This window comes from Sphingomonas sp. Root710, from assembly GCF_001429065.1.
In the GTDB taxonomy this organism is placed as follows: domain Bacteria; phylum Pseudomonadota; class Alphaproteobacteria; order Sphingomonadales; family Sphingomonadaceae; genus Rhizorhabdus.
In genome coordinates, this window is sequence record NZ_LMIB01000012.1 from 103,446 (window position 1) to 117,529 (window position 14,084).

Annotated in this window: 13 protein-coding genes; 8 read left to right on the forward strand and 5 right to left on the reverse strand. The window is 67.8% G+C overall.

The window, feature by feature from the left end:
* The first annotated feature begins 22 nt into the window (after nucleotides 1–22).
* Nucleotides 23–1,279: an MgtC/SapB family protein gene (locus ASE00_RS10380; RefSeq protein WP_056379958.1), complete on the forward strand. Its 1,257-nt coding sequence runs from the start codon at nucleotides 23–25 to the stop codon at nucleotides 1,277–1,279.
* Nucleotides 1,280–1,295: 16 nt separating this feature from the next.
* Here ASE00_RS10380 and ASE00_RS10385 read toward each other — a convergent pair whose 3' ends face one another.
* From ASE00_RS10385 to ASE00_RS10400, 4 genes are all read right to left on the reverse strand, one after another.
* A complete protein-coding gene (locus ASE00_RS10385; RefSeq protein WP_156405379.1) occupies nucleotides 1,296–1,637 on the reverse strand; it encodes a c-type cytochrome in 342 nt (113 codons plus the stop codon).
* Between the two features lie 68 nt (nucleotides 1,638–1,705).
* Nucleotides 1,706–2,770, reverse strand: a complete 1,065-nt coding sequence (locus ASE00_RS10390) for a phosphotransferase (protein ID WP_056379960.1) — start codon at nucleotides 2,768–2,770, stop codon at nucleotides 1,706–1,708.
* Nucleotides 2,767–3,930, reverse strand: a complete 1,164-nt coding sequence (locus ASE00_RS10395; protein ID WP_056379962.1) for an acyl-CoA dehydrogenase family protein — start codon at nucleotides 3,928–3,930, stop codon at nucleotides 2,767–2,769. Before ASE00_RS10395 ends, ASE00_RS10390 begins: the two co-directional genes overlap by 4 nt.
* Before the next feature lie 12 nt (nucleotides 3,931–3,942).
* Entirely contained in the window at nucleotides 3,943–4,698 is a 756-nt protein-coding gene (locus ASE00_RS10400) for an SDR family NAD(P)-dependent oxidoreductase (protein WP_056379965.1), read from the reverse strand.
* 59 nt (nucleotides 4,699–4,757) lie between these two features.
* Between ASE00_RS10400 and ASE00_RS10405 the strand changes: the two genes are divergently transcribed.
* The 3 genes from ASE00_RS10405 to ASE00_RS10415 are packed head-to-tail and all read left to right on the forward strand — an operon-like array spanning nucleotide 4,758 to nucleotide 6,981.
* Complete coding sequence (locus ASE00_RS10405) at nucleotides 4,758–5,444, forward strand: GntR family transcriptional regulator (protein ID WP_056379967.1); 687 nt, start codon at nucleotides 4,758–4,760, stop codon at nucleotides 5,442–5,444.
* Between the two features lie 41 nt (nucleotides 5,445–5,485).
* Nucleotides 5,486–6,184, forward strand: coding sequence for a TorF family putative porin (locus ASE00_RS10410; protein WP_056379969.1), 699 nt, complete (start codon nucleotides 5,486–5,488; stop codon nucleotides 6,182–6,184).
* An 11-nt stretch (nucleotides 6,185–6,195) separates the two neighbouring features.
* The gene (locus ASE00_RS10415; protein WP_056379971.1) at nucleotides 6,196–6,981 is read left to right on the forward strand and encodes a hypothetical protein; all 786 of its coding nucleotides are present in this window, start codon (nucleotides 6,196–6,198) and stop codon (nucleotides 6,979–6,981) included.
* Nucleotides 6,982–7,186: 205 nt separating this feature from the next.
* Here the strand turns inward: ASE00_RS10415 and ASE00_RS10420 are convergent, their stop codons facing one another.
* The gene (locus ASE00_RS10420) at nucleotides 7,187–8,809 is read right to left on the reverse strand and encodes a PP2C family protein-serine/threonine phosphatase (RefSeq protein WP_056379973.1); all 1,623 of its coding nucleotides are present in this window, start codon (nucleotides 8,807–8,809) and stop codon (nucleotides 7,187–7,189) included.
* A 121-nt stretch (nucleotides 8,810–8,930) separates the two neighbouring features.
* Here ASE00_RS10420 and ASE00_RS10425 point away from each other — a divergent pair, with 121 nt between their 5' ends.
* Genes ASE00_RS10425 through ASE00_RS10440 form a run of 4 tightly spaced genes read left to right on the forward strand, consistent with a single transcriptional unit; the run spans nucleotide 8,931 to nucleotide 13,999 of the window.
* Nucleotides 8,931–11,342 (forward strand): hypothetical protein, encoded by a 2,412-nt coding sequence (locus ASE00_RS10425; protein WP_056379975.1) that lies wholly within the window; start codon nucleotides 8,931–8,933, stop codon nucleotides 11,340–11,342.
* A gap of 1 nt (nucleotide 11,343) precedes the next feature.
* A complete protein-coding gene (locus ASE00_RS10430; protein WP_056379976.1) occupies nucleotides 11,344–12,465 on the forward strand; it encodes a HAMP domain-containing protein in 1,122 nt (373 codons plus the stop codon).
* Entirely contained in the window at nucleotides 12,462–12,827 is a 366-nt protein-coding gene (locus ASE00_RS10435) for a hypothetical protein (RefSeq protein ID WP_056379979.1), read from the forward strand. Before ASE00_RS10430 ends, ASE00_RS10435 begins: the two co-directional genes overlap by 4 nt.
* Nucleotides 12,824–13,999, forward strand: coding sequence for a hypothetical protein (locus tag ASE00_RS10440; protein ID WP_056379981.1), 1,176 nt, complete (start codon nucleotides 12,824–12,826; stop codon nucleotides 13,997–13,999). The genes ASE00_RS10435 and ASE00_RS10440 overlap by 4 nt, the downstream gene beginning before the upstream one ends.
* Nucleotides 14,000–14,084: the final 85 nt, after the last annotated feature.

A 14,084-nucleotide genomic window follows, 5' to 3' on the forward strand; every position in this document is an offset into this window, starting at 1 on the left:
CCGTCCCGCCGGTGTCGGGGCGGTGAACGTCGACGGCCTCGAATATGTGGCGCTGGGGCTGGCGCTCGGTTTCCTGATCGGCATCGAACGGGGCTGGTCGAGCCGCTCCGCAATACCGGGCACCCGCGTCGCGGGGATCCGCACCTTCGCGCTTCTCGGGCTCACCGGCGCGCTGTGCGGAGCGCTGGCGACGGGCGTCCACATCGCGATCGGCGCGGGCCTGTTCGTCGCCACCGCGGGGCTGATCGTCATCGGCTACCGGCGATCGGTCATTCAGGGGGCAAGTGTCAGCGCGACCGGCGCGATCGCCATGCTGCTGACCCTCGGCATCGGCCTGCTGGCGGCCACGGGGCAGCCGGTCCTCGCCTCGGTGTCCGCCGCGATCATGACCCTGATCCTGTCGATGCGCGAACAGCTCCATGGTTGGATCGAACGGCTCGACAAGGTGGAGCTTCAGGCGATCGCCCGCTTCGCACTGATCGCCCTCGCCATCCTGCCGCTGCTGCCCGATCGCGACATGGGGCCATTCGACGCCTGGAATCCGCACCAGCTGTGGATCATGGTCGTGCTCGTCTCGGGCCTGTCGTTCATCGGCTATTTCGTCTCCAAATGGTTGGGCCCCTCACGCGGGATTATCGCTACCGCCGCCGCGGGCGCGATGATCTCGTCGACTGCGGTGACGGCCTCGCTCGCCACCCGGCTGCGCGCGGGCGAACTCGAAACGCCCAGCCTCATCGCGGGCGTCGCCGCCGCCTCGGCGGTGATGTTCATGCGCGTGCTGGTCATGGCCGCGATGCTCGCGCCCTTCGCGCTGCCGTGGCTTGCGGCGGTGATCGGCGCGCCGGCGATGGTCAGCCTGCTCTGCACGGGCTGGTTCCTCCGCCGCACCCAGACCGGGAGCGGCAGCGACGGGGAGATCGCCGTCCGTAATCCCTTCGCCATCTGGCCGGCGCTGATGCTCGTCGGCCTGGTGATGTTTCTCTCGGTGGTGGCGAACGCCGCGCTCCTGCGCTTCGGTGACGCGGGCCTCGCGACCGCGCTCGCCATTTCGGGAATGATCGACGTGGATTCGGCGATCATCACGATGGGCGGCCTGCCCGCCGGGGCGATCGACGGGCGGACGGCGGGGCTGGTGCTCTCCTTGCCGGTGCTGCTCAACACGCTGGTCAAGGCGGTCGTCGCGATCAGCATCGCCGGATGGCGCGCCGGCTGGCCCGCGGCGCTGCCGCTGATCCTCAGCGCCGCCGCCGCCTTCCTCGCCCTGCCCTGGATCCTGTAGGCGCTACGCCGCCGGTTCAGCGCGGCTGGGCCGGCTTCGGGCCGATGCTGTTCAGATAGGCGATGAAGCGCTTGATGTCCGCCGGCTCCCACGGGTCCGACGGCATGTCGGGATGCCCGGCGGTGATCCCCTCGGCCAGCGCCTCGTCGAGCGTCTCGACCGGATAGCGATAGGCGAGCGAGCGGAACGGCGGCGCGGCCGCAAGCGGGCTCGCGCCCGTCTTGCCCGTCGCGTGGCAGGCGCCACAGCGCTTCACCGCGAGCGCATGGCCCTCGCGCACGAGCTGGTCGGCCTGCGCGGGCGCGGCGGCCAGCGCCAGGCCGAGACCCAGAAATACAGCAATGCCCCTAGCTCGCATGATCCACCTCAACCGGCCGGCGACGATCTTAGGGATCGCCGCCTTCCGGCGTCAATGCGTGGTTATGCTCATGCGGCCGCCTGTGCCCAGGCGATCCGCGCCAGTTCGGGGAATACCCGGGCCCGTTCGGCGGCGCGCGCCGACGCGGCGGTGCCGCGGATCACGCGTCCCTTGATGCCGTGGAAGATCGCGGCGAGGCGGAAGAAGTTGAACGCGGTGTAAAAGCGCCAGCCGGGGATCGAGCCGCGCCCGGTGCGCGCGCAATAGGCGGCGATATAGTCTTCCTCGCTGGGCAGGTTGAGCGCGGTCAGGTCCGCGCCCGCCAGCCCCGCGACGATGTGCGGCGGCATCTGGTACATCATCGCATGATAGGCGAAGTCGGCGAGCGGATGACCGAGGGTCGACAGCTCCCAGTCGAGCACCGCCAGGACGCGCGGCTCGGTCGGGTGAAATATCATATTGTCGATGCGGAAGTCGCCATGGACGATGCTGGTCTCCTCGCCCGGCGGAATATTGGCGGGCAGCCATTCGATCAGCCGGTCCATATGCTCGTCGCGCCCCGCTTCGGCATCGTCGAGATATTGCCGCGTCCAGCGCGCGATCTGCCGCTCGAAATAATTGCCGGGCTTGCCGTATTCGCCGAGGCCGACCGCCTGATAATCGACGCTGTGTAGCGCCGCGATCGTCGCGTTCATCGCGTCATAATAGGCCGGGCGCTCGTCGCGCGGCACCTCGGGCAGCGCCGCGTCCCAGAAGACGCGCCCCTCGACCATGTCCATCACATAGAACCAGGTGCCGATCACCGCGTCGTCGGTGCACAAGGCATGGACATGCGCGACGGGGAAATCCGCCTTCGCCAGCCCGGTCAGCACCTGCGCCTCGCGCTCGACGGCATGCGCGCCTTTGAGCAGCTGCCCCGGCGGCTTGCGGCGCAGCACATAGGCCTTGCCTGGCGTCACCAGCTTGTAGGTCGGGTTGGACTGGCCGCCCTTGAACTGCTCGACGGCCATCGGCCCGGTAAAGCCAGGAACATGTTCGCTCATCCAGCGCGCGAGCGCCGCCTCGTCGAAACCGAACCCCTCGCGGACCGGCGTGGTCCCGCTGTTCGCGTCCTGACCGATGTCGTTGCTCATGCGGCATGCGCTTTCGCATGGTCGCGCTTTATCTTCTTGGCGAGCGACCATTTGTGCACCTCGGTCGGGCCGTCATAGATGCGGAAGGCGCGGATCTCGCGGAATATCTGCTCGACCACCGTATCGCCCGAAACGCCCGTCCCGCCCATCACCTGCACGCAGCGGTCAGCGACCCGGTAGAGCGCCTCCGACACCGCCACCTTCGCCATCGAGCTTTCGGTGGTGCCGAGCGATCCGCTATCCAGCACGCCCGCGCACCAATCGATCATCAGTTCCGACTGCTGGAGATCGATCATATTCTCGGCGAGCATGAAGCCGACCCCTTCATGGTCGATCAGCTTCTTTCCGAACGCCTCGCGGGTGCAGGCATAGGCAGTCGCGATCTCCTGCGCGCGAATCGCGCAGCCCAGCCAGCGCATGCAGTGCGACAGCCGCGCCGGGCTCAGCCGGACCTGGGCATATTGGAAGCCTTCGCCGCTCGCGCCCATCATCTGATCGGCGGGTACGCGCAGATTGTCGATCGTCACGATCGAATGGCCGCCGGGCATCGAGCTGTCGATCGTCTCCAGCACCCGTTCGATCCGGATCGCCGGATCGGGCAGGTCGACCAGGAACATGCACGCGCCGTCTTCGGACTTCGCCATGATGATGCCCACCTTCGCGCCGTCGGCGCCGGTGATGAACGCCTTGCGCCCGTTGATCACCCAATGGTTGCCGTCGAGGCGGCAGGTCGTCTTCATCATCGACGGGTCGGAGCCCGCGCCGCCGTCACCGGCCGGCTCGGTCATGAAGAAGGCCGACCGGCTCTCGCCCGCGATCAGCTGGTCGAGGAAGCGGCGCTTGTGCTCGGCGGTGCCCAGCTTGCCGATCATGTACATATTGCCCTCGTCGGGGGCCATGGTGTTGACCGCGACCGGGCCGAGCGGCGACAGACCCGACTTGATCAGCACGATCGCCGTCTCGCGCTGGGTCAGGTGCGAACCGTCAGGCAGAATGTGGGGGGTCAGCACCCCCGCCGCGCGCGCCTTGCCGCGCAGCTCGTCGACCAGATCCCCGGTCGGCCCATGGCTGGTCGCGCGCGGGTCCTTCTCATAGGGGACCACCGTCTCACGGACGAAGCTTTCGACCTTGGCGGCAATCGCCCGGGCGCGTTCGGTCATCCTGCTTCTCCTTTACAGCGAGCTGACGAGATGGCCGCCATCGGCGACGATCACCGATCCGGTCATGTAGGAGGACGCATCCGACGCGAGCAGCAGCAGCGGCCCGTCCAGCTCGGACGCCTGACCGGTGCGGCGCTGCGGGATGCGCTTCATCATCGCCTGTCCGGCCGGGGTTTCCCAGAAGCCTGCGTTGATGTCGGTCTCGATATAGCCGGGGCAGATCGCGTTGACGCGGATGCCGAAGCGCGCGAGTTCGAGTGCGGCGACCTTGGTCAGCTGTACCGCCGCCGCCTTCGACGCGGCGTAGCTCGCAATCCTCGCGCTCTGCCGCAGGCCGACGATCGATGCGATGTTGATGATCGAGCCGCCGCTCCCGCGCGCCTGCACCGCGCGGCCCAGCGCCTGGGTCATCAGGAACATGCCCTTGGCGTTGGTGTCGACCACCGCGTCCCAGTCCGCCTCGGTCGCGTCGAGGAAGGGCTTGTCGACGGCGATCCCGGCATTGTTGACCAATATGTCGGTCTTCGCGAGCAGCGGCTCTACCGCGGCGATGCTGTCGCTGCTCGTCACGTCGAGCGCGGTGGTGGTGCAGTTGCCGCCCGCCGCGCGGATCCGCTCCGCCACCGCCGCCAGCGCCGCCTCGCGCCGGGCGCCGACGATCACCTCGGCGCCGGCCTGCGCCAGCACCTCGGCGAAATGCGCGCCGAGCCCCCCCGACGCCCCGGTGACGAACGCGGTCTTGCCATGCAGGCTGAACAAATCGGGCATCTTCGACTCCTGATGATTTCGATCGACTATGGAACAAGATTGTGGAACAATCAACGGCGATGGATTCAGCCACGCCCTTCCCGCCCCCCGACGATTGGCTCAGCTACGAACCGGCCGGCGCGGGCCGCCGTGTCTATCTCGGCGTGCTGCACGACCTCGAAACCGGCCGCATGGTGCCGGGGCAGCGGCTGATCGAAACCGAGCTCGCCGCGCGGTTCGAGGTCGGCCGCAATGCGGTGCGGGAGGCGATGCAGCATCTCGTCGCGCGCGGCGTCGTCGATCTCAGCCCCAACCGCTCACCCGCGATCCGCCGGCTGAACCTCGCCGAATGCATGGACGTGATGGACGTCGCCTCGGCGATGACGCGGCTGGCGGCGCGGGCGGCGGCGGCGGGCTACCACCCGGGTCATGCGGCGCTGGTCAACGGCGTGATCGCCGATCTCGACGAGGCGGCGGCGTCGGGCGATCCCGCGCGTTTCGGCCGCGCGCGCCGTATCTTCTACCGCGCCATCCTGCTGATCGGCGGCAGTCGCGAGCTGCAGCGCCTGTTCCCCGCGATCGGCATGCACATCATCCATGCGCAATATCCGTCGCACCGGTTGCAGGGCATCCGCCTCGCCGACTATCGCGCGATCATCGACCGGATCGCGGCGGGCGACGCGGACGCCGCCGAACGCGCGGTGATCACGCATGTCGAGAACGTCCGCGCGATGATCCGCGAACTGACGGCGGCCGAAACGCGATAAAGCGAGTTTACGTTACGTCGCTTGCACGCCATGATGGCGCGATGCGGGGGCAGTTCATCACAGTCGTTGCGGCGCTGGCCGCGTTCCTTCCCACCACGGCGCATGCCGAAGACGGCGCGGAGACCCCGCCGGTCGCGATTTCCTACAATCTCGCGGTCGTCTCCGACTATCGCTTTCGCGGCATCAGCCTGTCCAACCGCGACCCCGCGGTGCAGGGCGGGGTCGACGCGGCGTTCAGCTCGGGCTTCTTCGTCGGCACCTGGGCGTCGAACATCGCCGACTATGGCGGTTCGAAGATCGAGGTCGATCTCTATGGCGGCTATGGCGGCTCGGCCGGCGGATTCGACTATACCGCCACCGTGCTCGGCTATCTCTATCCGGGCGGCCACGGCGTGAACTATGTCGAGCTGCAATCGACCGTGGCGCGGACGATCGGCCCGGTCACGACGACGCTGACCCTCGCCTATACCCCCGACCAGTGGAACACGACCCGCGACAATTTCTACGCCGGGCTCGGCGCCGACGTCGCGATTATCGGCACGCCGCTGACCGCGTCCTTCGCGGTGGGCCGCGAAAATGGCGGCTATGACGAAAAATGGGACTGGTCGGCCGGCCTGACCTACAAGCTCGACGCGCTGGAGATTTCGGCCTCCTATGTCGACAGCAACTATGGCGGCGCGCTCGAAGCCGGGCATAATGGCGGCGCGGGACTCGTCGCCTCGGTCAAGGCGACCTTCTAGGGAAACCTCTCATGGTGCGCTTGTTCCTTTCGGTCGACATGGCCGGTTCGACCCAGTTCAAGGCGCGCTTCACCGATGGCGGCAGCTGGCTCGACACCTTCCGCACCTTCTTCACCAATTTCCCGCTGATGCTCGCCGGACAGGTCGGCTTCGCCTTTCTCGAAGAGGGCGAGACACCCTCGGTAGAGGTGTGGAAGGTGATGGGCGACGAGGTGATCTTCGTCGCGACCCCGGGCAGCGTCGAGGAACTGGTGAACCTGCTGCTCGCGCTCTACCGCACGATCATCGCCTATGAGGAGCGCTACCTGGCCGATCTGCCGCTGCGGCTGAAGGGCACCGCCTGGCTCGCCGATTTCGGCACCGCCAATATCGAGCTGGAGATTCCCGAACTGTCGGGCGGCGACGGCGTCCGCGCGATCGACTTCATCGGCCCCGATCTCGACCTCGGCTTCCGCGTCACCAAATTCGCCCGCCCCGCCTGCCTGGCGCTGTCGTTCGACGTGGCGGACCTCGTCCTTTCGGCGAAGAATCTGGGAGACGCCGCGCTCTACCTGATCGGCGCGGAGGAGCTGAAGGGGGTGATGTTCGGCCGCCCCTATCCGATCATCTGGATGCTCGAGGCCGGATCGGATTTCGACTTCATGCCATGGGAGGTCGAGCAATGCCCGCACATGGCGAAGGCCGCCGCGATGCCGCCTTCCCCGATCTCGGACATCGAGCGGGTGATTGGCGATATGCGGCTCTATCTGCGCAAGATGCACGGCGTGCAGCGGCCCCGGCTCGCTCTGGGCGGCTGATTCCCAGGCTATGTCATCCGTTGACACTTAAAGGCTGAAGACCCTCTTCTTGCCGTCATGCTGACCTTGTTTCAGCATCCACTGTTCCACTGGAGCATCGGAACAGGTGGCAGCATGGACCCTGAAACAAGTTCAGGGTGACGGGTCAGGTGTTGAAAGGTCACGTAACCACCAACGAACCCATTAGCCGTCAGTTTCTAACTGATCACACGCCGCGGTACTGGACGACCAATATCGCGATATCGTCGAACTGCGGCGCATCGCCGACGAAGATGTTCACCCGCTCGGCCAGATCGGTCGCGATGCCCGCCGCCGATGGCGCCTTCGCCAGCCCGGCCAGCGCCGCCTCGATCCGCTCGACCGCGAACAGCTCCTCGTCGGCGCGTGTCGCCTCGGACACGCCGTCGGTGAACAGCACCAGCGCGTCGCCCGGCGCCAGCCGCACCGTCGCCTTCGCGAACTCGATGTCGTCGAAAATGCCCAGCGCCATGCCCTCGGGCTTGGCCAGCCGCGATACGCTGCCGTCGGCGCGCAGCAGGAAGGGGGCTTCATGGCCCGCATCGCTATATTCGATGCTGCCGTCGCGCAGGTCGATCACCCCGCAGAAGGCGGTGACGAACAGGTTGGCGACATTGTCGCGCACCAGCTCTGCATTGACCCGCGCCATCAGCGCGGCAGTGTCCTTCGCGGTGATCGACGCCGCCTTGAACAGCGTGCTGGTCATCGCCATGAACAGCGCGGCGGGCACCCCCTTGCCGGAGACGTCGCCGATCACGAAGAACAGCCGATTTTCGTCGATCATCGCATAATTATAGAGGTCGCCGCCCACCTCCTTGGCCGGTTCGAGCAGCGCGTGGATGTCGATATCCTTGCGGTCGGGAAAGGCCGGGAACTCGCGCGGCACCATGCCGATCTGGATGTCGCGCGCGGCGGACAATTCGCCCTCGACGCGCTCGCGCGCCGCGGTCGCCGCCTCCATCTCGATCAGATAGCGTTGCAACCGCGAGATCATCCCCGACATCGCCTCGGCGAGGCTGCCCACCTCGTCGCCGCGCGACCCGCTGATCTTCTGCATCGCCTCCAGTTCCTGCTCGTTCGACTGGAAGCTCCGCTCCTCGATATTGCGGGTATAGGAGGTCAGGCGGACCAGCGGTCCGACGATCCGGTTGACCAGCAGGCTGCCCACCAGCATCGACAGCAGGAACATGCCGACCCCGACGAGGATCGAGGTGAACAGCGCCTTGGTGAGCCGCCGGTCGAGCGAGGCGAGGTCTATGTCCGCGCCCAGCACGTGAATGCGCCCGTCGGGCGACCGCACCGGCATGTAGATCGACCGGAAGCTGCCGAAACTGTCCTTATATTCGTCGAAGCGGGTCCGGCCATCGGCGAAGCTCTGGTAGAGCTGGGCCGGCGCGGTGTCGTAGCGGGTGAAGAAGCGCGTCTGGCGGCCTTCGCGTATCTCCTTCGCCGTCGCGCTCGTTGCCACCGTGTAGATATGCCCGTCGAAGCGCATATAGCTGTAGACATAGATGATGTCGGACGCGTTGGCGAAGCGCGACAGCTTCGCTTGCACCCGGTCGAACTCGGCCTTGGAGATCGAATCCGGCCCATGGACACGGCGGTGATAACCGGTGGGGATCAGCTCGTGCGTCGCGTTGACCGCAGTGCGCAGCTTATGGTCGATCCCGGCGATGATCTCGCGCCGGTCGATCGAATAGAGCATCACCGAATAGGCGACCGCCGCGACAATGTTCAGCGCGAACAGCAGCAGCAGGAGCTGAGGCCGCAGGCCGAAGCGGCGCGGACGGCGCGGCACGCTGCCATTCATTCCATCTTCCCCCTTGCATCCACCCCGGATCGCCCCGAAAACCGCTACGGCGTGAGGACTATCGCATCGCGCGGCGGGCAGCGGTAGCCCAAACCGGAAGCGGGCGACAAGGGGGCGGCAATTGACAGCGTTGATCAACCGCCTGCTTCGGGTGGCGCCCGGCGAATGGCCGAAACTCGCGCCCTTCGCGCTGCTGGGATTCCTGCTGCAGATGGGGCTGGGCATCGGCTTCAGCGCGGGCGACGCCGCCTTCCTGGCCCATGCCGGGGCGGACAATCTCGCGCTCATCTTCATGATGACGCCCGGGGTGATGCTGCTCTACACCGGGGTCTTCTCCTACCTGCTGGTGCGCTACTCGCTCGATCATGTCGTCGACGCGACCATCGGCCTGCTCATCGCCGGCGGGCTGCTCTCCTATGCCATACTCGGCATGGCGCTGCCGCCCAGCTGGGAACTGCCGGTCTATTTCGGCCTGAAGCTCTACCTGGCGATGTGGTATATCGCGCTCTACTCGCTGTTCTGGAACTATACCGACGCCTATTTCACAATCCAGGACGGCAAGCGGCTCTTCCCGCTGCTCGCCGCGGCCACCGCCTTCGGCATGACCTGCGGCGGCCTGATCGTCAGCCAGCTCGCGGGGTCGGTCTCGCTGCGCGGCTTCTTCCTGATCTGGTCGGGCGTCGCGATCGTGACCTTGCCGGTGGCGATGTTGCTGCGCCGCCGCTGGGCGAAGATCGCCGACAGCGATGTCGAGGAGGGCGACGGCAGCGTCACCGAACAGGTCGGCGAGGTCGCGGCCACCTTCCGCACCTCGCGCTATACGCTGGTCCTCACCCTTGTCCTCTTCGTCACCCTGCTGCTGACCAACCTCGCCGAATTCCAATATTCCACCGTGTTCCAGCAGGGCCGCAGCGAGGCCGAATTGGCCAGCCTGCTCGGCAAGCTCTACGCTGGCGCGAACATCTTCAACATGTTCATCTGCCTGTTCGTCTTCAACCGGCTGGTGGGGCGGATCGGGGTGCGCAACGTCGCGCTGATCATGCCGCTATCCTATTTCGCCGCCTTCGGCTTCCTGTTCGTCACCGGCTCGTTCGAAGGCGCGCTCGCCGCCTTCTTCGCCTATCACGGCATCCTGACCTCGATCGAATACAACAACCAGAACATGCTGTTCAACGCGGTTCCCTCGGCCACCAAGCGGCCGGTGCGCACGATCGTCGAGGGAATGGCCGAGCCGCTCGCCAGCTTCGTCGCGGGCGGCTTCCTGCTCATCGCCGCGGACCGGATGGACATGCGCGAATTGTCTGGAATCGGCGTGATCCTCGGCGTCGCGCTGCTGCTGATCGTCATCCTGCTGCGGCAGCTCTACCCGGCGGCGATGGCGCGCAACATGCAGGCGATGCTGCTCGATTTCGGCCAGCACGCCGCCCCGCCCGCGCCATCGGCCGCCGAACCGGCGTCGGCCGCCACGCTGCTCAATCGCCTGCGTTCGCCCGATCGCGCCGAGCGCGAGCGGGCGATGGCCCAGCTGCGCGCCACCCGCGATGTCGAGGCCGTGCCGCAGATCGTCTCGAGCGCCGCCTGGCTGGGCCCACGCGAGCGCCACGCGATCGAGCATCTCATCGCAGACTGGGGCGACACCGCGATTCCACGCCTCGCCGCCGAACTCGGCGATCCCGACCAGCATCCGATCGCCCGCGCGCTGGCAGGGCGGGCGCTGGCGAAGCTGTCGCTGCCGCTCTTCACCTCGCGCCTTGACGCGCTGGTGCGCGGCGAACTGGAACGCGCGCGGCCCCGATCCGCCCTGGCCGAAACGCTCGAAGCCGTGCCCGAGCCGTCGCGCGCCACTCGCACCCTCGCCCGCTTCTACCGGCAGCAGGTCGGCACAGCGACCGACCTCGTGATCGAGTTGCTGGCGATCGGTGGCCGGCTGCCCGATTTCGACCTGCTCGTGGTGTCGCTTCATTCGCAAAATCCCAAGGTGCGCGCCAATGCCATCGAAGCGATCGAAAATGGCGTCGACCGGCCGACCTTTCTGATGCTCAAGGAATTGATCGACCGCCGTCCTTCGGCCGCCGTCGCCGCCCGGCCGCTGATCGACCTGCTCGACGAGCGTCTCGCCTCGACCAATCCGATCGAACTGGTCGCCGCCGCCCAGGCGATCCGCGACCTGGCGCCCCCGGCCGAATGGGGCCCGCGCTTGCGCAAGGGGCTGCGCCCGGGCATCGGCCGCACCGCGCGCGCCACCATCGCGACCCTGCTCGGCCTGGACGGCGCGGCGCGCCACACGCTGGTCGACCGCATCGACGCGATCGCCGCCCTTCCCGCCTTCGCGCCCGCGACGATCGAGGTGCAGACCCGCCTTGCCATGATCCTGCGCGACGACCGCCCCGCGCCCGACGCGATCGCGGTGACGATGGCCGACGGTTCGCAGCATTGGCTTGCACGGCACGAGGTGATGGACTTCGCCAGCCGCTATGCCGACCTCGCGCTGTCGATGTACCGCGCCACGGACGATCGCAGCTATGCGGCGTAGCATGCCCATCCAGACCCTGTTGCTGCGCGTCTTCCTGCCCGCGATCGGCCTTGTCGCGATCGGCCTGGGCCTGCTGACCTACAACCGGCTCTACGCCACCATTCTCGAGGGCTTCGACCGCAAGCTGATCACCACCAGCACGCTGGCCGGCGCGCTGATCGACGGCCGCGACCATGACCGGCTGATCGCCATTGCCCGCGCCAAGCCCGACGAGGCCGCTGCCGAAGCTGCCGAGCGAGGCCAGGATTATCTGCGCGCGGTGCGCCCGATGCGGCGGATCCGCGAAGGGCTCGACCTGACCTATCTCTACACCCAGATATTGGGCGGCAGTCAGGACATCATCTATGTCCTCGACAGCACCCAGGGCGAAGAACATTCGCCGATCGGCGCGGAAGACGATCTCCCCGCAGAGACGCTGGCGGGCGTGCGCCGTTCGATCGCGCGCGGCACCGTCCATCTCTCGCCGATCGAATATCAGCAACAATGGGGCCTGCTGAAGACCGCTGCTGCTCCGCTGCGCGACGGCCGGGGGCGGATCGTCGCCACCGCCGGGGCCGACGTCAACGTGTCGCTGATCCGGGTCGCGACACAGAACGCGCTGTTCACCAGCGTGGTGATCGGCATGGCGTCGCTGCTCGCCTGCGTGCTCGCGGTGCTCGTCGTCGTGCGCCGCATCGCCCGTCCGCTCGACCGGCTGCGGCAGGAAGCGCTGCGCATCGCCGGCGGTGATCATCGGCCGCTGGCGGAGTTCCCGGCCCCTCGCGACATCGCCTTGCTCCGGACCTCGCTCGCCGGCAGCGCCGCAACGATGACCGGAACGCTGGTCGACCGCCGCAAGGCCCTCGCGGCCGACCAGCAGAAAGCGGCCGCCGAGGAACGCGACGCCCGCCTGCGCACGGCGGCGCAGCACGGCGCACTCATTTTCACCGGCCCCGACACGGACGATGGCGATGCGCTGCTCCGCCGTGCCGCCGCCGCCCGGATCGCCGAGCGCATCGCCGCCGATCCGGCGCTGGCCGAACGCATCGGGACTTTCGGCCCCGTGCTGCGCCTGGCCCGCGATGAGACCGCAGCGGTCATGCTCGGCGATGGCCGCATCGTCGAGATCGGAGCGGCGTCGTGATCGAAGCCTTGCAACGCCTTCCCGGCTTCGACGCACTCGATCCCGCGACGATCGCCATGATCGTTGCGCGATCGACGGTGCGGCGGTTCGAATCCGGTCAGCTCATCCTCGCGGCGGGCGACATCGCCGAAACGCTGCTCGCCTGCATCGAAGGCGCGGTGACGGGCGCAGGCGGCTCGGCGGCCCCGCTCCTGTTCGACGCACCCGGGCTGCTCTTCGGCCTGCCCGCGCGCGAGGATTATCGCGCAGGGCCTGCCGGGCTGACCGCGCTCCAGATCGCCAAGCCGCACGCCTTCACCATCGCGCGCGAATTTCCCGAATTCATCGTGTCGCTGATCGGCGCGCAGGAGGCGGGACGATGAGCGTGCGGATCATCCTCGTCCTGCTCGCGCTGCCGCTGTTCCTGCTGCTCGCCGGGGTCAACAGCCTGCTGCTCTATCGCGAGGAGAGCCGCGATATGGAGGCGGGCCTGCGCGGCCAGGCGCTCGCCGCCGCCGTCACCGTCGCCGAGTTCGCGCGCGAGGCCGCCGATCCCTTCGCCGATCTCGCCCAGCGGCACCGCCTCGCCGCACTCCACGCATCGACCGGCAACATCCCCGGGCTCCGCGCGCTCTATCTGGCCCAGCCCGGCAGGGCGCCGCTCAACCTGCTCGACCGGCCGCTCATCACTGCGCGCAAGATTACGGCGCCCGCCCGGCCCGAGATCATCGGCACCTGGGAGGACGCGGCGGGCGATCCGCGGATCAGCGCGATCGCGCCCGCCGGGCGCGGCGCGATGGTCGTCGTCGATATAGATGCCCGGCCGCTGGCGCGGATGACCTTCCACCTCAAGCGCCTCGCGGTCGCGCTGGTCGGCGGATCGGCGGTGCTGGCGATCCTGCTGGGGCTGGTCGTCGGCCGGCGCGTCAGCCGCGAGTTCCGGCGCACCCGCGCGATCATCGCCGCGCATGGTGCCGACGACGATGACGACAGCCTGTCGATCGTCGAGGTCCGCGACCTCGCCGATGCGATCCAGCTGATCGACAAGAGCGTGACCGACGAGCTTGCCCGGCTCGAGGACAAGCAGCTGATCGCTCCCGGCAGCGCCATAGCCGAGCTGCGCGCACGGCACTTTCCGGACATTTCCGAACATCATGGCGACGCCGCCCTGTCGATCCGCACCTTGCCGGGCGCGGCGGCGGGCTGCTTCCATGTCCACCAACGCTGCGAAACCGGCTTCCTGCTTGCAGCTGGCGAGATCGGTGGCGAGCCGGAGCAAGCCTTCGCCGCAGCCGTCGCGCTGCGCGACTTCGTGGGCGGGGGCCCAGTGGGGCAGTTCGGGGAGCGCCTCGCGCTCGCGAAAAAGGCCTTCGGCGTAACGCGCGGCGGCGAACCAATCACGCTTGGCGACGGTGTCTTTGCGCTACACGGCGCGCAAGCCGCCATGGCGGGCTATGCCGCGCGCAACCCTGGCCTCAATGCCGATGCTCTGACCGCCGATCTCGCGCTGCTCTTCCCCGAAACCGGAATCATAGCGGCGGTGACGGCGGTTTAACGCACAATGATTTCGTCACCCCGGGCTTGACCCGGGGTCCCGCTTCCTTCGCACGTTGGATGGAAAAGCGGGACCCCGGGTCAAG